Annotated in this window: 18 protein-coding genes and 1 riboswitch; of the genes, 6 read left to right on the top strand and 12 right to left on the bottom strand. The window is 66.4% G+C overall.

Going from position 1 to position 19,698, the window contains the following annotated elements; genetic code table 11:
• Positions 1–4 precede the first annotated feature (4 nt).
• The 7 genes from HU751_RS10915 to HU751_RS10885 all read right to left on the bottom strand — a co-directional run bounded on the left by HU751_RS10915 (position 5) and on the right by HU751_RS10885 (position 6,153).
• Complete coding sequence (locus tag HU751_RS10915; protein ID WP_186733380.1) at positions 5–523, bottom strand: retropepsin-like aspartic protease family protein; 519 nt, start codon at positions 521–523, stop codon at positions 5–7.
• Entirely contained in the window at positions 520–1,506 is a 987-nt protein-coding gene (locus HU751_RS10910) for an esterase-like activity of phytase family protein (protein WP_186733379.1), read from the bottom strand. Before HU751_RS10910 ends, HU751_RS10915 begins: the two co-directional genes overlap by 4 nt.
• Positions 1,503–3,407, bottom strand: a complete 1,905-nt coding sequence (gene parE, locus HU751_RS10905; RefSeq protein ID WP_186733378.1) for a DNA topoisomerase IV subunit B — start codon at positions 3,405–3,407, stop codon at positions 1,503–1,505. The genes HU751_RS10910 and parE overlap by 4 nt, the downstream gene beginning before the upstream one ends.
• 33 nt (positions 3,408–3,440) lie before the next feature.
• The gene (locus tag HU751_RS10900) at positions 3,441–4,049 is read right to left on the bottom strand and encodes a YqiA/YcfP family alpha/beta fold hydrolase (protein ID WP_186733377.1); all 609 of its coding nucleotides are present in this window, start codon (positions 4,047–4,049) and stop codon (positions 3,441–3,443) included.
• Between the two features lie 154 nt (positions 4,050–4,203).
• Positions 4,204–5,007: a 3',5'-cyclic-AMP phosphodiesterase gene (cpdA, locus tag HU751_RS10895; protein ID WP_189657334.1), complete on the bottom strand. Its 804-nt coding sequence runs from the start codon at positions 5,005–5,007 to the stop codon at positions 4,204–4,206.
• A gap of 85 nt (positions 5,008–5,092) precedes the next feature.
• Positions 5,093–5,545 carry a DUF1249 domain-containing protein gene (locus tag HU751_RS10890; protein WP_050707175.1) on the bottom strand — a complete coding sequence of 151 codons (453 nt, stop codon included), beginning with the start codon at positions 5,543–5,545 and terminating at the stop codon, positions 5,093–5,095.
• Positions 5,536–6,153 (bottom strand): NUDIX domain-containing protein, encoded by a 618-nt coding sequence (locus tag HU751_RS10885; protein WP_186733376.1) that lies wholly within the window; start codon positions 6,151–6,153, stop codon positions 5,536–5,538. The genes HU751_RS10890 and HU751_RS10885 overlap by 10 nt, the downstream gene beginning before the upstream one ends.
• A 185-nt stretch (positions 6,154–6,338) precedes the next feature.
• On the opposite strand from HU751_RS10885, the gene HU751_RS10880 reads away from it, so the two are divergent.
• Positions 6,339–7,085, top strand: a complete 747-nt coding sequence (locus tag HU751_RS10880) for an RsiV family protein (protein WP_186733375.1) — start codon at positions 6,339–6,341, stop codon at positions 7,083–7,085.
• On the opposite strand, the gene cytX is transcribed toward HU751_RS10880, so the two are convergent.
• Positions 7,054–8,337, bottom strand: coding sequence for a putative hydroxymethylpyrimidine transporter CytX (cytX, locus tag HU751_RS10875; protein ID WP_186733374.1), 1,284 nt, complete (start codon positions 8,335–8,337; stop codon positions 7,054–7,056). The two genes, HU751_RS10880 and cytX, sit on opposite strands and share 32 nt — an antisense overlap.
• A 165-nt stretch (positions 8,338–8,502) precedes the next feature.
• On the bottom strand, positions 8,503–10,383 hold the full coding sequence (gene thiC / locus HU751_RS10870; RefSeq protein ID WP_050707179.1) for a phosphomethylpyrimidine synthase ThiC: 1,881 nt from the start codon (positions 10,381–10,383) through the stop codon (positions 8,503–8,505).
• Between the two features lie 156 nt (positions 10,384–10,539).
• Positions 10,540–10,646, bottom strand: a riboswitch (TPP riboswitch).
• A gap of 160 nt (positions 10,647–10,806) precedes the next feature.
• Here thiC and HU751_RS10865 point away from each other — a divergent pair.
• Positions 10,807–12,243: a TolC family outer membrane protein gene (locus tag HU751_RS10865; protein ID WP_186733373.1), complete on the top strand. Its 1,437-nt coding sequence runs from the start codon at positions 10,807–10,809 to the stop codon at positions 12,241–12,243.
• A 135-nt stretch (positions 12,244–12,378) separates the two neighbouring features.
• Here HU751_RS10865 and waaA read toward each other — a convergent pair whose 3' ends face one another.
• Together waaA and HU751_RS10855 are read right to left on the bottom strand one after the other, a co-directional pair.
• On the bottom strand, positions 12,379–13,650 hold the full coding sequence (gene waaA, locus HU751_RS10860) for a lipid IV(A) 3-deoxy-D-manno-octulosonic acid transferase (protein WP_186733372.1): 1,272 nt from the start codon (positions 13,648–13,650) through the stop codon (positions 12,379–12,381).
• Between the two features lie 38 nt (positions 13,651–13,688).
• Entirely contained in the window at positions 13,689–14,579 is an 891-nt protein-coding gene (locus HU751_RS10855; protein ID WP_050707182.1) for a LysR family transcriptional regulator, read from the bottom strand.
• Between the two features lie 90 nt (positions 14,580–14,669).
• Here HU751_RS10855 and HU751_RS10850 point away from each other — a divergent pair, with 90 nt between their 5' ends.
• From HU751_RS10850 to HU751_RS10835, 4 genes are all read left to right on the top strand, one after another.
• Entirely contained in the window at positions 14,670–15,002 is a 333-nt protein-coding gene (locus HU751_RS10850; RefSeq protein ID WP_050707183.1) for a DMT family transporter, read from the top strand.
• A gap of 138 nt (positions 15,003–15,140) precedes the next feature.
• Positions 15,141–16,316 carry an NAD(P)/FAD-dependent oxidoreductase gene (locus tag HU751_RS10845; protein ID WP_186733371.1) on the top strand — a complete coding sequence of 392 codons (1,176 nt, stop codon included), beginning with the start codon at positions 15,141–15,143 and terminating at the stop codon, positions 16,314–16,316.
• Positions 16,313–17,125 carry an aldo/keto reductase gene (locus HU751_RS10840; RefSeq protein ID WP_186733370.1) on the top strand — a complete coding sequence of 271 codons (813 nt, stop codon included), beginning with the start codon at positions 16,313–16,315 and terminating at the stop codon, positions 17,123–17,125. Before HU751_RS10845 ends, HU751_RS10840 begins: the two co-directional genes overlap by 4 nt.
• A gap of 37 nt (positions 17,126–17,162) precedes the next feature.
• The gene (locus tag HU751_RS10835) at positions 17,163–18,131 is read left to right on the top strand and encodes a metal ABC transporter ATPase (RefSeq protein WP_186733369.1); all 969 of its coding nucleotides are present in this window, start codon (positions 17,163–17,165) and stop codon (positions 18,129–18,131) included.
• 63 nt (positions 18,132–18,194) lie between these two features.
• Here HU751_RS10835 and hldE read toward each other — a convergent pair whose 3' ends face one another.
• The gene (gene hldE, locus HU751_RS10830; RefSeq protein WP_186733368.1) at positions 18,195–19,616 is read right to left on the bottom strand and encodes a bifunctional D-glycero-beta-D-manno-heptose-7-phosphate kinase/D-glycero-beta-D-manno-heptose 1-phosphate adenylyltransferase HldE; all 1,422 of its coding nucleotides are present in this window, start codon (positions 19,614–19,616) and stop codon (positions 18,195–18,197) included.
• Positions 19,617–19,698 lie beyond the last annotated feature (82 nt).

Genomic DNA, 19,698 nt, shown 5'->3' with positions numbered 1-19,698 from the left:
CTCGTCATTTCAGGTTCTGGCGCAGCAGCATGGTGCCGCCGCGCTGGGTAAATTCAAGTTGTTTCAGGGCACTCATGCCCAGCAGCACGGCCTGGCCATCCAGGCCGGGCACCACCAGTGCGCGCACGTCGCGCAGGTGGATGTCACCCAGTTGCAGGCTGTCGAGCCGGGTGCGGTAGCCTTCGGTGCGGCCATTGGCGGTACTCAGTTGCACCGGTGCGCCGCGGGCCAGGTCCAGCTCGCGGGCCAGCGCCTCGGGGATCGCCACATCGGTGGCGCCGGTATCGAGCATGAAATGCACCACCCGGCCATTGATCGCGCCGTCGGCGACGAAATGGCCCTGGCCGTTGCTCAGCAGGCGAACTTCGACGAAGCCATCGCCCTGCTCGCTCTGCACCACGGCGTTGGGATTCTGCTGACGCGCCTCCCATTGACCGAAAAAGCGCGTGGCCAAAAACATCGCCGCCGCCCAGGCGACGATCATCAGCACCCTGCCCGCCCGCTTGCCCGCTGGCTGGCTCATGGCTTGGCGCTCCAGCCGCCGGCCGGCGCGCCGAAACGCCAGACGACCGGCCGCGTTTCACCGTCCGCCCGTGGCCGGTCGTTGTTGTCCACGCCGATCCAGGCGCCGTCCTTGTCGATCACCAGCGCCTCGGCCAGGCCATAGGGCTGTGAATAGCGACGCGATTCCACCAGGGCATCGGCGGCGAACGACCAACAACGCTCCACGGCGCCACTGTCGGCGTCGCGCCGGCAAATACGGTAGGCATTGCGCTCGAGGGTGAACAGCTTGCCCTCGAACCAGGCCAGGTCGGCGAAGTCGCGGGAAACCGGGCGTGCCTCGGGAAATTGCGGAGGCTGCATTTCCACGCCGGCTTCACTGAGCAGCACGCAGCCGCGCCCGCAGGTCCATACCGATTGCTGGCGCTGCACGGCGAGCAGCCCGCGCCGCTCGCGCTCGGCGGCCAGCCACAGGCGATCGCCCGCCGGGTTGATCGCCAACCCTTCGAACAGGGCGTTGAAATGCAGCAGCATGCCGCTGGCCCGCGCCTGGCGCACCATGGCCTGGTCGATTCTCAGCCAGTCCGGCTCGCCGGCCACAGGCAGTTGCAGCACGGCGGCCTGGGCCTCGCTGACGATGAACAGGTTGCCGGCCTGGTCGCAGGTGATGCCTTCGAAATCCAGCGCGCCGCCACGAATATACGACGCCGCCCAGTTGCGCGACTTCAGCCCCCAGGGCAACCCGGTATCGGGGGCCGGCGGCGGGGTGAAGGTCAGCGGCTGGGCCTGCCAGGCCGCGCCCTCCTGGTCCAGGCGGTAGATGCGGTCGTCATCGCGGTCGGACACCGCCCACAACGCCCCCCGACACCAGGCCAGGCCCGACAGGTTGCCGCCGCGCATGCCATCGACCACGTGCTCGCCGCTGAGCTTGAGCTGCGGCCAGTCGCCGGCCTGGGCCTGCAGGGCGAACAGCGCCAGGCAGGCCATGAGCAACGGACGAATCAAACCAGGACCTCGGCCAGGTTGCCTTTGGTTTCCAGCCAGTTCTTGCGGTCACCGGCACGCTTCTTGGCCAGCAGCATGTCCATGATCTCGGTGGTGCCCTGCACGTCGTCCAGCGTGAGCTGGACCAGGCGCCGGGTGTTCGGGTCCATGGTGGTCTCGCGCAGCTGCGGCGGGTTCATCTCGCCCAGGCCCTTGAATCGGGTGACCTGCGGCTTGCCGCGCTTCTTCTCGGCGACCAGCCGGTCGAGGATGCCATCGCGCTCGGCTTCGTCCAGGGCGTAGTAGATCTCCTTGCCCAGGTCGATGCGGTACAGCGGCGGCATGGCCACGTAGACATGCCCGGCCTCGACCAGCGGACGGAAGTGCTGGACGAACAGCGCGCACAGCAGGGTGGCGATGTGCAGGCCGTCGGAGTCGGCGTCGGCGAGGATGCAGACCTTGCCGTAGCGCAGTTGGCTGAGGTCGGTAGCACCCGGGTCGACACCGATGGCCACGGCGATGTTGTGCACTTCCTGGCTGGCCAGGACTTCGCCGCCATCGACTTCCCAGGTGTTGAGGATCTTGCCGCGCAGCGGCAGGATCGCCTGGAACTCCTTGTCCCGCGCCTGCTTGGCCGAACCGCCGGCGGAATCACCCTCGACCAGGAACAACTCGGCGCGCATCGGATCCTGGCCTGCGCAGTCGGCCAGCTTGCCGGGCAGCGCCGGGCCCTGGGTGATGCGCTTGCGCTCGACCTTCTTGCTCGCCTTCAGACGACGGCCGGCGTTGCTGATGGCCAGCTCGGCCAGCTGCATGCCCAGCTCGGGGTGGGCGTTGAGCCACAGGCTGAAGGCATCCTTGACCACGCCGGAGACGAACGCCGCCGCCTCGCGGGACGACAGGCGCTCCTTGGTCTGCCCGGAGAACTGCGGCTCCTGCATCTTCATCGACAGCACGAAGCTGATGCGCTCCCAGACGTCCTCCGGCGCCAGCTTGACCCCACGCGGCAACAGGTTGCGGAACTCGCAGAATTCACGCATGGCGTCCAGCAGGCCCTGGCGCAAGCCATTGACGTGGGTGCCGCCCTGAGCGGTGGGGATCAGGTTGACATAGCTTTCCTGGATGCTGTCACCGCCTTCGGGCAGCCACAGCAAGGCCCAGTCCACGGCTTCCTTGTTGCCGGCCAGGCTGCCACAGAATGGCTCGTCAGGCAGGCGCAGGTACTCGCTGACCGAGTCGACCAGGTAGGAACGCAGGCCGTCCTCGTAGTGCCACTCGACCTTCTCGCCGGTGCCCTTGTCCTCGAAGCTGATGGACAGCCCCGGGCACAGCACGGCCTTGGCCTTGAGCACATGCTTGAGGCGGCTGATGGAAAATTTCGGCGAGTCGAAGTACTTCGGATCGGGGGTGAAGTACACGCTGGTGCCGGTGTTGCGCTTGCCGACGGTGCCGACCACTTCCAGCTCGCTGGCCTTGAAGCCGTCGGCGAAGGTCATCTGGTATTCGTTGCCGTCGCGTTTCACGCGCACCCGCACCTGGCTCGACAGGGCGTTGACCACCGAGATGCCGACGCCGTGCAGGCCGCCGGAGAATTGGTAGTTCTTGTTGGAGAACTTGCCGCCGGCGTGCAGCTTGGTGAGGATCAGCTCGACGCCGGAAACGCCCTCTTCGGGGTGGATGTCCACCGGCATGCCGCGGCCATCGTCGCTGACCTCCAGCGAGTGGTCGGCATGCAGGATCACCTGCACCGAGCGGGCATGACCTGCCAGGGCTTCGTCGACGCTGTTGTCGATGACTTCCTGGGCCAGGTGGTTGGGCCGGCTGGTGTCGGTGTACATGCCCGGCCGCTTGCGGACCGGGTCAAGGCCCGAGAGGACTTCGATGGCGTCTGCGTTATAGGCGCTAGCGCTGGGATTGGCCATGGGTTCTCGTCGTCAGTCTGGTGAATGCAAAAGTCAAAATACAGAAAAATCCAGCGCCGCATACTGCCCGCGGGCAATGCCGGCGAAGGCCAGCAGGGCCGGGAGCTGTTCGGCGAAGCCCTGGTAGCTGTGGTCGCCGCCGGCCTGGATACGCAGGGCACAAGCGCGGTAATAGCGCTCGGCGTGGCGATAGTCCAGTGTTTCATCGGCGGTCTGCAACCACACTTGATAGCGGGCGGCGTCCTGCGGCGGCGGCACTTCCAGTTCGGCCAGGGCGTCCACGTGGTCGTGGGTCAGCTCCCAGGCCTCATCGGTATAAAGGTTGCGCTGGGTGCCGAGGTAGCCGTCGAACAGGCGGTGCGGGCCGACCGCCGGGTTGACCAGCAGGGCCTTGAGGCCGTGGCGCTCGGCAAGGTGAGTGGCATAGTAGCCGCCGAGGGAGCTGCCGACCAGCAAGGGGGCACCGAGCTCGGCAATGGCGGCCTCCAGCTGGGCGATGGCCTGACGCGGGTGGTGATGCAGGGCGGGGACGCGCAACTGGTCGGACAGGCCGAGCCGCTGCATCACCGCCTCGAGCTGGCGCGCCTTCTTCGACAGCGGCGAGCTGTTGAAGCCATGGATATAGAGGATGGAACCCGACATGCTGCCCCCGGACGCAAAGACGCGCAGTGTAGCGCGTTCGAAGGGCATTGGCGCAGCGTGGGGATTTTCGCAACAAATTCTTCAAACAGCTGAGGGCACGATCTCTGTGGGAGCGGCCTTGTGTCGCGAAAGGACCGCAAAGCGGTCCCCTGATTCAGTAACCCGGGCTATCGAAGTCCAGCTTCACCTCGAAATCGCGCGCCCGCTCCACGCCAGTCTCCAACCGCCCGTCGGCATGCAGCCGCAACCAGCGGTAGCCCGGCTGCTCCTCGCTCACCTTGAAATCCTCGCTGCGCGGCGCGAACTGAATGCAGGTCGATGGCGTGGCAAGGAAACGGATACCGTCGCGCTCTTCATCCCACTCCTGGTGAATATGCCCCCAAAGCAGCGCCCTCACTTGTGGATAACTGCGCAAGCGCTTCAACAGCTCATCGGCATTGCGCAACCCGATCGGTGCAATCCACGCGCAACCGATATCCACCGGCTGGTGGTGGCAGCACACCAGGCAATGGCGTTCGCCTGCATTGCTCAGCGCCTGGTCCAACAACGCCAGCTGGTCGTCAGCCAACAAACCGAAGGTGGCACCTACCACTGCCGAATCGAGCATGACGATGCGCCATTGGCCAATGTCCGTCACCGCCTGCACCAGCTCCGGGGCCAGGGCCTGCATCACCTGGGCCTCGTCATGATTGCCCGGCAGCCAACGCGCCGGCGCCCCCAACTTCGAGGTCAACTCGCTGAAAGCATGGTAGGAGGCGACGCTGGCATCCTGCGACAGATCGCCCGTGCACAGCAGCAGGTCGATGCGCGCCTGCTCGCGGCGCACCTGGTCGATCACATGCCCGAGGCTTGCGCGGGTATTCAGGCCCAGCAAGGTGCCCGCCGGGTCGGCGAACAGGTGGGCGTCAGTCAGTTGCACCACATGGATGGGTGACGGAAGTGAGTGTGGTTGCGGCAACGGCCGTCTCCTCGAACGGATTCAGCACCGATTATGGCGGCGGATCGGTTTCGAGCAAGTACTCGAAACCGACGCGCATCACATTTCAGCGCACCGCTTCCAGTTCGTGGCCGCAGGCCAGGCAGTGGCTCAGCCATTCGCCGAGGAACAGGTTGAGCTGGGCCTTCTCGTCCGGCTGGTGCATTGCCGTGTTGGGGTAGGGATAGATGCTGCGCAGGCGACGGGCATGCTCGGCGCTGACCACCTCGGCCATGCGCGCGTCATGGTAGACCTGCACTTCCAGCTCGGGCACCGGCAGCCAGGGCAGGCTGTGCTCCTGGCGCACCTTGAGGGTAGTGGTGTAGGGACAGGCCAGCAGCACTTCGAGCACCAGCACGCCGAGCATCTGGTCGCCCTGGGTCATGCCGATGCGGCGCGAGCTCTGCGTGGTGCGCATCTCCGGCAGCAGGCGCATCAGGCGGGCATAGTTGGCCTCGCAGGCCGACTGCAGCCCGACCAGGTCGACCCGATAGCGCTCGCGCAGCAGGTTCACTTCCACATACCTCGAACTTCGTCACGGTTGAGTGCCAGCCATTGCAGGCCGATGATCGCGGCGGCGTTGCAGATGCGCCCGTCGCGCACCGCCTGCAGGGCGTCCTCGAACGCCCAGACACGCACGCGGATGTCCTCGCTCTCTTCTTCCAGGCCATGCAGGCCACCGGCGCCCTCGCTGATGCAACGGCCCAGGAACAGGTGGACGTACTCGTCGCTGCCGCCAGGCGAGGGGAAATAGCGCGTCATCGGCCACAGTGCGGAAAAGGTCAGGCCGGCCTCTTCCTGGGCTTCGCGATGGGCAACCTCCTCCGGCTGCTCATCCTTGTCGATCAACCCGGCGACCATCTCGATCAGCCAGGGATTGCCGACCTTGCCCATGGCTCCCACGCGAAACTGCTCGATCAGCACCACCTCGTCGCGCTGCGGATCGTAGGGCAGCACACAGACGGCGTCATGGCGCACGAACAGCTCGCGGGTGAACTCGCGGCTCATGCCGCCGGCGAACAGCTCATGGCGCAGGTGCAGCTTGTCGAGCTTGTAGAAACCCCTGAACAGATGCTCACGCCGGGTGATTTCGACCTGGGTGGGCACTGTATTCAACGTGTCCGTCATGCAAACTCCTTGATACCTCGTTTACCGCATCGCGCAATCCTACTCTGCGCGCCGCCCGGTTTCATCCCTTTCCGGCGACCGTTCGGGCAGCCGGGACAGGCGCGCCGCTCTCTGTTAGCTTAGTGGCGAACTGAAGGCCGCGCAGGCGGTCAAAGGCCGATCATCACCGTTGTGAAAGAGGCAACATGACGCTTGTCAAACTGACTTCCGTGGCCGTCCTGGCACTGGCGCTCGGCGCCTGCCAGAGCCTGTTCACGCCCAATTACCGGGCCCCGCTCGAGGTCAAGCGCGAGGCCTGGGAACACGTCAAGCCCGGCTGCAGCGAGAGCGACTGCCCGCTGGTCAACATCGACGTGGTGCACTTCCCCGCCCTGCCCAAGCTCGACGCCATCGTCGAGAAGCGCCTGCTGACGCTGACCGAGGACAACCAGCGCGGCACCCCGCCGGCCTCGCTGCAAGCCTATGAACAGCAGTACCTGGCCCGTGCCGACAAGCGCAACAGCAGCTACCTGCAGGCCAAGGTACGCGAGCAGCATGACGGGCTGGTGATCGTCGAGCTGTCCAGCTACCTGGACAGCGGCGGTGCCCATGGCATGCCCGGGCGCGGCTTCATCAACTACTCGCGCAAGCTGGACAAAGTGCTGACCCTGGACGACATGCTCGTGCCCGGCCAGGAAGCGACCTTCTGGAAGACCGCCGAGGAATCCCACCGCGCCTGGCTGATCAGCACCGGCATGGACAAGGACCCCGAGTTCGTCAAGACCTGGCCGTTCAAGCAGTCGCCGCACATCGCCCTGACCTACGGCGCGGTGGTGATCAAGTACGAGGTCTACGCCATCGCGCCCTACTCGATGGGCCACGTCGAGCTGAAGATCCCCTATCCGCGCCTCAATGGCGTGATCAGGCCCGAGCTGTTTCCCGGCCGCGGCTAAGCGATAGCAGCAGATGCAGCCCCCCTGCCAGCAGCAGTGCCGGCAGGGTCGCCCCCAGCTCCGGCGCCGCGTTCGCCATCAGGTGATAGGCCGCCACCCCCACCGCCCAGGCCAGCAGCGCCTGCCAGTGCAAGCCCTCGACCAGCGCCGGCAGGCGACGGCGACGGACCACGAAGTGATCCACCAGCACCACGCCGAACAGCGGCGCGAACACCGAGCCGATCAGCAGCAGGAAGTTCTGGTACTGGGCCAGCGGCGCCAGCAGGGCGATCAGCGTGCACAACACGCCGATGGCCAAGGCCAGGTGCTCGACCCTGAGCTTGACCAGCAGCCCGGTGGAGACGGCTGCCGAGTGGATATCGGCAAAGGCGTTCTCCGACTCGTCCAGCAGGATCAGCAGCAGCGGAATCCCCAGCCCGGCGCCGGCCAGCGCCAGCAGCAGCGCATTCACTTCACCGCTCGGGGCGAAGGCCAGGGTATAGGCCACGCCCAGGCTCATCAGCCAGGCATTGCCGATGAAAAAGCCCAGCGCCGTACCGCCGAACACCCGGCTGGCACGCTGGCCGAAGCGTGAATAGTCGGCGATCAGCGGCAGCCACGACAGCGGCATGGCGATGACGATGTCGAAGCCCAGGGCCAGGGACAGCGAACCATCCCCTGGGCGCTGCCACAGCGCGGCCAGGTCTGCCTTGGCGAACAGGTTCCAGGTCAGCCAGCTGCAAGCGCCCAGTAGCAGCCAGATGCCCCATTTGCGCAGCACCTTGCGCACGAACGCCAGCGGTCCGCTGACCGCCAACAGGGTGGCCAGGGCGCCGAAGCACAGGGTCCACAGCAATGGGCTGCTCCAGCCACTGCCCTCGCCGAAGGCGCGGGCGCCCAGCAGGCTGGCGGCGTCGCGCATGACGATGATCTCGAACGAGCCCCAGCCCACCAGTTGCAGGAGGTTGAGCAAGGCTGGCAGGCGCGCGCCATGGCTACCCAGCGTCAGGCGCAGGGTGGCCATGGCCGAGAGGCCGGTGTCGCTGCCGATCACCCCCGCCGCCGCCAGCAGCAGCACGCCCACCGCCGTGCCGAGGGCGATCGCCAGTATCGAGCCGGCCAGGCCCAGGCCCGGCGCCAGCAGGGCGCCGACCTGCAGCACCATCAGGCCGATGCCGAGGGAGAACCACAGCGAAAACAGGTCGCGGGCGCCGAACTGGCGGTGGTGGGAGGGGACGGGGTAATCGGGGGAGAAGTGACTGGGGGTGGTCATGGGGGGCTCGCCGGAATATTGGAGTTGTTGCTGGCGAGGACTGCGTCCTCGTTTCGCGACACAAGGCCGCTCCCACAGGTTCCGTGCATGACTTGAGCCATATACAGGACCTGTGGGAGCGGCCTTGCGTCGCGAAAGGGCCGCAAAGCGGCCCCCAAGGTCTACTTACACCTTCTGGTACAACTGGCTGCCTTCCTGGCGGAACCGCTCGGACTGCTCACGCATGCCCTGTTCGACCGTCACGTCAACGGTCTCGATCTTGGCCGCGTACTCACGCACTTCCTGGGTAATCTTCATCGAACAGAACTTCGGCCCGCACATCGAGCAGAAGTGCGCGACCTTGGCCGACTCCTTGGGCAGCGTCTCATCGTGGAAGGAGCGGGCGGTGTCCGGGTCCAGGCCGAGGTTGAACTGGTCTTCCCAACGGAATTCGAAGCGCGCCTTGGACAACGCGTTGTCACGAATCTGCGCGCCCGGATGGCCCTTGGCAAGGTCGGCGGCATGAGCGGCGATCTTGTAGGTGATGATGCCGGTCTTCACGTCATCCTTGTTCGGCAGGCCGAGGTGCTCCTTGGGCGTGACGTAGCAGAGCATGGCGCAACCGAACCAGCCGATCATCGCCGCGCCGATGCCGGAGGTAATGTGGTCGTAGCCCGGGGCGATGTCGGTGGTCAGCGGGCCGAGGGTGTAGAACGGTGCCTCGTCACAGCACTCGAGCTGCTTGTCCATGTTCTCCTTGATCAACTGCATCGGCACGTGGCCAGGGCCTTCGATCATGCACTGCACGTCATGCTTCCAGGCGATCTTGGTCAGCTCGCCGAGGGTTTCCAGCTCACCGAACTGGGCGGCGTCGTTGGCGTCGGCGATCGAGCCCGGGCGCAGGCCGTCGCCCAGCGAGAAGCTGACGTCGTACGCCTTCATGATTTCGCAGATCTCGTCGAAGTGCGTGTACAGGAAGTTCTCTTTATGGTGCGCCAGGCACCACTTGGCCATGATCGAGCCGCCGCGGCTGACGATACCGGTGACGCGCTTGGCGGTCAGCGGCACATAGCGCAGCAGGACGCCGGCGTGGATGGTGAAGTAGTCCACGCCCTGCTCGGCCTGTTCGATCAGGGTGTCGCGGAACAGCTCCCAGGTCAGGTCCTCGGCCACGCCGTTGACCTTCTCCAGGGCCTGGTAGATCGGCACGGTACCGATCGGCACCGGCGAGTTGCGGATGATCCACTCACGGGTCTCGTGGATGTGCTTGCCGGTGGACAGGTCCATGACCGTGTCCGAGCCCCAGCGGATGCCCCAGGTCAGCTTGGCCACTTCTTCCTCGATCGAGGAGCCCAAGGCGCTGTTGCCAATGTTGCCGTTGATCTTCACCAGGAAGTTGCGGCCGATGATCATCGGCTCCAGCTCGGTGTGGTTGATGTTGGCCGGAATGATCGCGCGGCCGCGGGCAATCTCTTCGCGGACGAACTCGGGGGTGATTTCTTTCGGGATGCTGGCGCCGAAGCTGTGGCCGGCGTGCTGCTGGTTCAGCAGGCCGGCGGCGCGGGCTTCCTGCAGCTTCATGTTCTCGCGGATGGCGACGTATTCCATCTCGGCGGTGATGATGCCCTGACGCGCGTAGTGCATCTGCGTGACGTTGGCGCCGGCCTTGGCGCGGCGCGGGTTGCGCACATGGGCGAAGCGCAGCTTGGCCAGCTCCGCGTCGTTCAGGCGCTGCTGGCCGAAGTTCGAGCTCAGGCCATCCAGGCGCTCGGTGTCGCCACGGGCGTCGATCCAGGCCGAGCGCACATCGCCCAGGCCCTTGCGCACGTCGATGATGACATTGGGGTCGGTGTACGGGCCGGAAGTGTCATACACCAGCACCGGGGCGTTCTTTTCGCCGCCGAAGTCGGTGGGGGTGTCATGCAGGCTGATCTCGCGCATGGGCACGCGGATGTCGGGGCGCGAACCTTCGACATAGACCTTGCGCGAATTGGGCAGGGGTTGCACGGACTGTTGGTCGACTTGGGCCGACTCGCTCAGACTGATTGTTTTTTCTTGTTTGCTCATCACAGGCTCTCCAGACAGCTTCCAGGCGGTGGAATGTCGGGGTGAACCTGAAAGGCGTGGACGCACCCGTGTTGACGAGTGCAGTGCCGGACATGGGGTGCCGTGGGCTGTAAACAGCCTTGGCGATCCCGGACCTGGCACAAGAGGCTCCCGGGATAGGAGAGCAATCTTGTTCCCTACGCAGGCGCTAACCTGATCAGGTTCAACGGGATCCGCACCTCTGCGATCTCAGCCTTTGCTTCAAGGCACCCCGACAAGAACATGCGCAGTCTAGACTGGAGTGGCCGGCAAAGCCAAGCGGGTAAATCCGGGGGTGATAAATGGCACACGCGGCGGATTGTTGATGACGGCGTGCGGCACTACACTGGCGCATCGCTCGATACCCGACAGTACAGTAAATAAAATTTGATCAAGGATTGCCCTATGCTGCGCAAACTCTCACTGGCAATTGCCGTGTCTTGTGCGTCCCACGGAGTGGCCTGGGCAGCGGATACGCCCACGACGGTGAAGACCGACCTGGTCAGCGTCTACCAGGAAGCGGTCGACAACAACGCCGACCTGGCCGCCGCCCGCGCCGACTACGGCGCCCGCCGTGAAGTGGTGCCCCAGGCCCGCGCCGGCCTGTTGCCGAACCTTTCGGCCGGCGCCGAGATGATGAACACCCGGACCAAGCTCGACGAGCCGTCAGTCACCTCCAACCGCAGCGGCAACGCCTGGAGCGCCACCCTGGCGCAGCCGATCTTCCGCGCCGACCGCTGGTTCCAGCTGCAGGCCGCCGAGTCGGTCAACGAACAGGCCGCCCTGGAACTGTCGGCCACCGAGCAGAACCTGATCCTGCAGAGCGCCGAGAACTACTTCGCGGTGCTGCGCGCCCAGGACAACCTGGCCTCGACAAAGGCCGAAGAAGCGGCCTTCAAGCGCCAGCTCGACCAATCCAACGAGCGCTTCGACGTCGGTCTCTCGGACAAGACCGACGTGCTGCAGTCCCAGGCCAGCTACGACACCGCCCGGGCCAACCGGATCATCGCTGAGCGCCAGGTACAGGATGCCTTCGAGGCCCTGGTCACCCTGACCAACCGCCAGTACTCGGCGATCCAGGGCGTGGTCCATACCCTGCCGGTGCAGGTGCCCACGCCCAACGACGCCAAGGCCTGGGTCGAGACCGCCGGGCGGCAGAACCTCAACCTGCTGGCGACCAACCACGCCGTGGCAGCGGCCGAGGAGACCGTGCGCCAGCGCAAGGCCGGCCATGCGCCGACCCTCGACGCGGTGGCCAAGTACCAGAAGGGCGACAACGACAACCTCGGATTCACCAATTCACAGCTGCAACCGAACGTGCGCTATGGCGGCGATGTGGAGCAGACCAGCATCGGCCTGCAACTGAACATCCCGATCTACAGCGGCGGCCTGACCAGCTCCCAGGTGCGCGAGGCTTACGCCCGCCTGACCCAGAGCGAGCAGCAGCGCGAAAGCCTGCGTCGCCAGGTGGTGGAAAATACCCGCAACCTGCACCGCGCGGTGAATACCGACGTGGAGCAGGTACAGGCGCGCAAGCAGTCGATCATCTCCAACCAGAGCGCACTGGAAGCCACCGAGATCGGCTACCAGGTCGGCACCCGCAACATCGTCGACGTGCTCGACGCGCAGCGCCAGCTGTACACCTCGGTGCGCGACTACAACAACAGCCGCTATGACTACATTCTCGACAACCTGCGCCTGAAGCAGGCCGCCGGCACGCTCAGCCCGCAGGATCTGCAGGACCTGGGGCGGTACCTGAAGGCCGACTACAACCCGGACAAGGATTTCCTGCCACCGGACCTGGCGGCGGCGGCAGCGAAGAATTTCGAACGCCGGCCCTGAAGGTCATAGACCACCTGTAGGGACAGGCTTCGTGGAAGCGGGCTTGCCCCGCGATAGGGCCCGGTCAGGCAGTGACATTGCCTGGCGTGGCCCTATCGCGGGGCAAGCCCGCTCCCACGAATGCCTACAGGATCCTCAGTTCAGAAGTTGCCCCAGCCCATCCAGCAACCGCTGCAACGCCCCCTGGTTGGCCCGCATCACCGCCCTGCCCGCCTCGCCCATGCGCCGCGCATCCTGCGGCAGCTCGACCAGCCGACGCACCGCCCCGGCCAGCCCTTCGGCATCGTCCACCTGCTGCAACGCCCCCGCCTCACGCAGCATCGCGCTGATCTCGAGGAAGTTGAACACATGCGGCCCCATGAGCACCGGCAGCGCCAGCGCCGCCGGCTCCAGCGGGTTGTGCCCGCCGGTGGCCACCAGGCTGCCACCGACGAAGGCGATGTCGGCCAGGGCATAGAGGAACAGCAGCTCGCCCATGGTGTCGCCCAGCAGCACCTGGGTCTGCGCCGTGACCGCATCGCCGGTCGAACGGCGCACCGTGGCGAATTGGCCGGCGCACAGTTCATGCACCGCCGCAAAACGCTCGGGATGGCGCGGAACCAGGATCAGCAACGCATCGCTGTGGACCTTCAGCAACTCACGATGAGCCTCGAGAATCAATGCGTCTTCGCCATCGTGGGTACTGGCAGCTATCCACACCGGACGTTGCCGGGCAGACCACTGTTCCCGCAATGCGTTGGCCCGCGGCAGCAGTTGATCATCGATCTTCAGGTCGAACTTGATCGAACCGGTTACCTGCACGCATTCGTCGCGCGCACCGAGCGCTCGGAAACGCTCGGCCTCGGTTTCGGTCTGCACCGCGATCAGGCTCATCTCCTCGAGCATCGGCCGGGTCAGGCCGGCGAAGCGGGCATAGCCACGGGCCGAGCGCTCGGACAATCGGGCATTGGCCAGCGCCACCGGAATGCCGCGCCTGGCGCACTGGTGAATGTGATTCGGCCACAGCTCGGTTTCCATGATGATGCCCAGGCGCGGGCGCACATGGTCGAGGAAACGCCCGGCCGCCCACGGCAGGTCGTAAGGCAGGTAGCAGTGCTGCACCCGTGACTCGCCCTCGAACATCGCGCGGATGCGCTCGGAGCCGGTCGGGGTCATGCAGGTGAGCGTGATCGGCAGGTCCGGGTACTGCTTGAGCAGGGCCCGGACCATCGGCGCGGCGGCGATGCTCTCGCCCACCGAGACCGCGTGCACCCAGATGCCGCCCTGGCGCATCGGCGGCAGCTGGCAGGCGAAGCGCTCGGCGATCCGCGCACGGTACGCCGGCGCCTTGCGCCCGCGCAGGAACAGGCGCAGCGCGACCAGCGGCAGGCCCAGGTGAAACAGCAGGGTATAGAGGGTTCTGTTCATGGCGGCGGAGTTTACTAGGAACTGGATGAAAAGGCCTGTCAGCCAATCGCCCGCAGGTGCACGGCGAAGCGCTCGGCCAGCCACTGCGCGGCCGGACCCAACGGTTCGTCGCGCCGCCAGGCCAGCTCCGCCACCAGCGCTGGCGGGCGCCACTCGCTGTCCAGCTCGACCATCTGCGTCTGGTAGGTGGGGTACTGCACCACATGCCGGGGCAGCCAGGCCCAGCCCAGGCCGCGCATCAGCAACTCGGCCATGGCGTAGAAACTGTCGGCGCGCCAGACCTGCGGGCTGATCGCCTCGCCGCCGGGGTAGCCGCTCTGCTGCGGGGTGATCAACAGCTGGCGATGGCGGGCCAGTTGCTGGCGGCTGACCTTGGCCAGGTGTGCCAGCGGATGATCGATGGCACACACCGTGACCATCTCGACACTGCCCAGGGCGCGTCGCTCCAACGAGGCGGGAATACTTTCATGGTGGAAGAACAAGCCCAGGTCGGCGCGCCGCTCCACCAGCTTGCGCGCCACATCGCCCTGGGCGCCGCTGGCCAGTTGCACCTCCAGGTAGGGATAGCGCGCCGCCAGCTCGTCGAGGCTGTCGATCACCGGCTGGTAGGGCATGGCCTCGTCCTGGGCCACCCGCAACAACGCCTCCTGCCCGCGCATCAAGGCCAGCGCCCGGCCATCCAGGCGCTCGCACTGGCGCAACAGCTCGCGGGCGTCCTCCAGCAGCGCGGCGCCGCTCTCGGTCAGGCGCGGCTGCCGGCCGCTGCTGCGCTCGAACAGGGTTACGCCCAGGTCCGTCTCGAGCAAGGCGATGGCGCTGCTGATCGCCGACTGGGCCTTGCGCTGCTCGCGGGCCACGGCGGAGAACGAACGCAGTTCGGCGGCCCGCACGAACAGGCGCAGTTGCTCGAGGCTCCAGTGTTCAGTCATGACCAACCTATCTCCAAAGCAGATAGGTAATGACTTTACCGCATCCGGGGATTCCCTAGAATGCCCATCCAGCAACGGAGGACCCGCACCATGAACGCCTACACCTATCTCGCCATCGCCATCTGCGCCGAAGTCATCGCCACCGCCTCCATGAAAGCGGTCAAGGGGCTGAACACGCCGCTGCCGCTGTTGCTGATGGTCTGCGGTTACGGCGTGGCGTTCTGGATGCTGACCCTGGTGGTACGCAGCATTCCGGTGGGCATCGCGTATGCGATCTGGTCGGGGCTGGGCATCGTGCTGATCAGCATCGCGGCGCTGGTGATCTATGGGCAGAAGCTGGATGTGCCGGCGATGCTGGGCATGGCCATGATCGTCGGCGGGGTGGTGGTGATCCAGGTGTTTTCCAATACTGCCGGGCACTGAGCACATAACGGGGCGTGGGAGCGGGCTTGCCCCGCGATAGGGCCGCATGGGTATCGCGGGGCAAGCCCGCTCCCACGGTCCTCTCCCCCGGTTACAGCCTGTATACTGCGCACCTGTCCCAGTTTTCGAGGTGCCCGCATGCCATCCGCCATTACCACTGACGTGCTGATCGTCGGCGCCGGGGTCGCAGGCCTCTGGCTCAATGCCCGGCTGCGCCGCCTGGGCTATTCGACGGTGCTGGTGGAGCGCGCCAGCCTGGGTGGCGAGCAGACCATCAAGTCGCAAGGCATCATCCACGGCGGCACCAAGTACGCCCTGCACGGCGCCCTCAGCGGCGCCTCCGAGGCCATCGCCGACATGCCGCGGCGCTGGCGCGAAGCGCTGGCCGGCAACGGCGAGCTGGACCTGACTGATACCCGCCTGCTGTCCGATGCCCACTACCTGTGGTCCCCCGGCACCCTGGCCGGCAACCTCACCAGCTTCTTCGCCAGCAAGGCCGTGCGTGGCCGGGTCGACCAGGTCAAGGGCGAGCAACTGCCGCCGGCCCTGCAGGACCGCGCCTTCAAAGGCAAGGTCTACCGCCTGGCCGAACTGGTCATCGACGTGCCCAGCCTGCTGGCCAACCTGGCGCAGCTGGCGGGCGACAGCCTGCTGGCCGGCGAACGTATCGAGCCATTGCGCGACGGCGATGAGCTGGCCGGGCTGGTGGTCGATGGCCGTGAGATCCGCGCCCAACGTGTCGTCCTCAGCGCCGGCGGCGGCACCGAAGCGCTGCTGCACGCCCTGGGGCTGAACCAACCGGCCATGCAGCGCCGTCCGCTGCACATGGTCCTGGCCAAGGGCCCCAACCTCAAGCCGCTGTACGCCCACTGCCTGGGTGGCGGGCCCAAGCCGCGCATCACCGTGACCACCCACCCGGCCGCCGATGGCCAATGGGTGTGGTACCTGGGTGGCGACATCGCCGAGGCCGATGGCGTGGCCCGCGAGCCCGCCGCGCAGATCGCCGCGGCGCAAAAGGAAGTCGCCAGCCTGTTGCCGTGGGTCGACCAGGCCCAGATGCGCTGGGCCACCCTGCGCGTCGACCGTGCCGAACCGGCGCAATCGGGCCTGGTGCGCCCGGACAACGCCTTCCTCGCAGACCAGCAGCGCCTGCTGGTCGGCTGGCCGACCAAGCTGGCCCTGGCGCCAGACTTCGCCGATCGCGTACTGGCCAGCTTCGAACGTGACGGCATTCGCCCGGCGAGCCAGCCGGACCTCGCCGACCTGCCCCGCCCACCACTGGCACTGCCTGCCTGGGAGCAACTGCTGCCATGAGCCTGCCGACCCTGCACGATCACCACCGCCCCCTGGGCAGCACCGGCCTGCGGGTGTCGCCGCTGGGCCTGGGCACGGTCAAGCTTGGCCGCGACCAGGGCGTGAAGTACCCCAACGGCTTCACCATCCCCGATGACGAAGCCGCCCGCCTGCTGCTCGCCCAGGCCCGCGAGCTGGGCATCAACCTGATCGACACCGCACCGGCCTATGGCCGCAGCGAGGAGCGCCTCGGCCCGTTGCTGCGCGACCAGCGCGACCAGTGGGTGATCGTCAGCAAGGTCGGCGAGGAGTTCGAAGCCGGCCAGTCACACTTCGATTTCAGCGCCGCCCACACCCGCCGCTCGGTCGAGCGCAGCCTCAAGCGCCTGGAAACCGACCGCATCGAGCTGGTGCTGGTGCACTCCGACGGCAACGACCTGGCGATCCTCGAGCAGGAGGGGGTGTACGAAACCCTTGCCGCGCTCAAGCAGGAAGGCAAGATTCTCGGCTATGGTTTGTCCGGCAAGACTGTCGCCGGCGGCCTGAAGGCGCTGGAGCAAGGTGATTGCGCCATGGTCACCTACAACCTCAACGAGCAGGCGGAGCGGCCCGTGCTGGACTACGCTGCCGAACACGGCAAGGCCATCCTGGTGAAGAAAGCCCTGGCCAGCGGGCATATCTGCCTGGCGCCCGGGGTCGATCCGGTGCAGGCCAGTTTCGAGTTGCTGTTCGCCCACCCGGGCGTGAGCAGTGCCATCGTCGGCACCATCAACCCGCTGCATCTGGCCCACAACGTGGCCACCGTCGCCCGCATCCTGGGCCGGCCCTGAGCCGCCCGGGCGGGGGCCCAACGCAAGGAGGAGCCTCGTGCCGCGTACGCTGATCCGCAAGAACCCGAGCAACTTCAAGACCCTGCCGCTGCACGTCGAGGCCACGCCCGAAGGCCTGACCTACCAGAGCATCGGCATGCCGCTGAATTTCGCCCAGACCCTGCAGCGGCGCAAGGCCATCCAGGTTGCCGACCCCGAGCACTTCGTGGCGGAACTGGCCAACCTCGGCGTGTCGGTGCGCCTGACCCTGCACTGGCAGGGCCGCGACTACTGGGTGCTGGTCCGCCAGCGCCGCCAGGACCGTGGCGATGTGGTGCTCAAGCTGATTTCCGGCTATGTCCCGGCCCACGAGCTGAACCTGCCGCTGCACACGGCGATCCAGGAAGTGGCCGAGGAATGCCTGCTGGAAACCCCCGAGGGCTGGCTGGGCGGACGCTTCAACGACACCTGGCTGCCGGCGCCCTATGCCGCTGCCCTGCACTATCGCGAGGCCCTGCCGTTCGTGCTGTCGCCCGAGTCCGGCGCCGCCCGGCCGGTGCATTGCGCCAACCTGATGCTGCTGGAGAGGCCACGCGCCTATGTGCACCTGCCCACGGCGTCGTTGCAACTGATCTACGACCTGCGCCTGCAGGTACCCCGTGAGGCCAAGTCGCTGAGCCTGTTCCATGTCGACGAGCGCCTGGAAGGCGATCAGCTGGTGGCCAGGCTCAATCGCAAGCGGCCGGACCTTTACCTGATGCCGCTCAAGGACGGTCAACCCGTGGCCGAGCTTTACACCTTGAAGAAGGACCAGCTGACACCCGCGGGTACGCGCGGACTGTGGCTGGCCGAGAGCTTCGCCCGCCAGGATGGCTGGGTGGTGAGGGATGAGCGGGTGCGCTGGAAGGACTGGCTGAAGCAGCAGGGGCTGGTCGAAAGCAAGCCCGCACCGGCGTCACACCTGGAACGATTCGGGGACAAGGCACGGGAACTGCTGGCCCGGGCGCGGACCTCGCTGCATAAATGAATACGGGGCAAGCCTGCTCCCGATGCTTCGTGGGAGCGGGCTTGCCCCGCGATCTGCAACGTATCAGTGCTTGCGGATCTTCTCGACGATCGCCGTGGTCGAGCTGTTCTCCACCAGCCCCAGCACCTTCACCGTGCCACCATAGGCCTTGACGATATCGGCGCCGACCACCTGGTCGATACCGTAGTCACCGCCCTTGACCAGTACATCCGGCTTGACCTGGCGCAGCAGGTTCTCCGGCGTGTCCTCGGGGAAGCTGATGACCCAGTCCACCGCACCGAGTCCGGCCAGCACGGCCATGCGCCGGTCGACACTGTTGATCGGCCGACCCGGGCCTTTCAGCCGGCTGACCGAGGCATCGTCGTTGATGGCGACGATCAGCCGGTCGCCCTGGGCGCGAGCCTGTTCCAGGTAGGTCACGTGACCTGCATGAAGGATATCGAAGCAGCCGTTGGTGAACACGATGGTCTCGTTGTGCGCACGGGCATCGTCGATGGCCAGCAGCAGTTGCTCCAGCCCCAGCACGCCGCGCTCCGAGCCCTCTTCACGCTGGATGGCGCGACGCAGCTCAGGTGCGCTGATGGCAGCGGTACCCAGTTTGCCGACCACGATGCCGGCGGCCAGGTTGGCCAGGGCGACGGCATGCGGCAGGTCCTCGCCCGCGGCGATGGCGGCGGCCAAGGTGGAAATCACCGTGTCGCCGGCACCGGTGACATCGAACACCTCGCGGGCGCGAGCCGGCAGGTGCAGGGCCGGGTGGCCGGTGCGCAGCAGGGTCATGCCATGCTCGCCTCGGGTCACCAGCAACGCCCCCAGGTCCAGCTCTTCGAGCAGTTTCAGGCCCTTGGCGACCAGTTCGGCTTCGTCGGAGCAACGGCCGACGATGGCCTCGAACTCGCTGAGGTTCGGGGTGATCAGGCTGGCACCGCGGTAGATCGAGAAATCCTTGCCCTTGGGGTCGGCCAGCACCGGGATGCCCTTGCTGCGGGCGGCCTGGATCAGCGCCTGATGGTTCTGCAGCGCGCCCTTGCCGTAGTCGGACAGCACCAGCACCTTGATACCTTCGAGCAAGGCATCGACCTCCGCGCCCAGCGACAGCGGGTCGGTAGCGAATGGTTCCTCGAAGTCGATACGCAGCAGTTGCTGGTGACGGCTCATCACCCGCAGCTTGACGATGGTCGGCTGGTGGGCGATGCGCTGGAAGATCGAGCGCACACCGGCGGCGTGCAGGCTGTTGGCGAGGCTGTCGGCAGCCTCGTCCTGGCCGGTGACGCCGACCAGCGCGGCCGGCGCGCCGAGGGCGGCGATGTTCAAGGCCACGTTGGCCGCGCCGCCGGGGCGGTCCTCGATCTGATCGACCTTGACCACCGGTACCGGCGCTTCAGGCGAAATACGCGAAGTACCGCCATGCCAGTAGCGGTCGAGCATGACATCGCCGACCACCAGTACCGGGGCTTGATCGAAACGCGGCATGGACAACTTCATGGGCAACCCATTTTTGGAAAAGTGAACAGGGGCAGGATATTAGCACAGGGTCGTGGATGGCTTTACGGCCACCTTCGCTGTG

The organism is Pseudomonas peradeniyensis (genome assembly GCF_014268935.2).
GTDB lineage: Bacteria > Pseudomonadota > Gammaproteobacteria > Pseudomonadales > Pseudomonadaceae > Aquipseudomonas > Aquipseudomonas peradeniyensis.
This window is presented reverse-complemented; position numbering and strand designations above follow the sequence as displayed.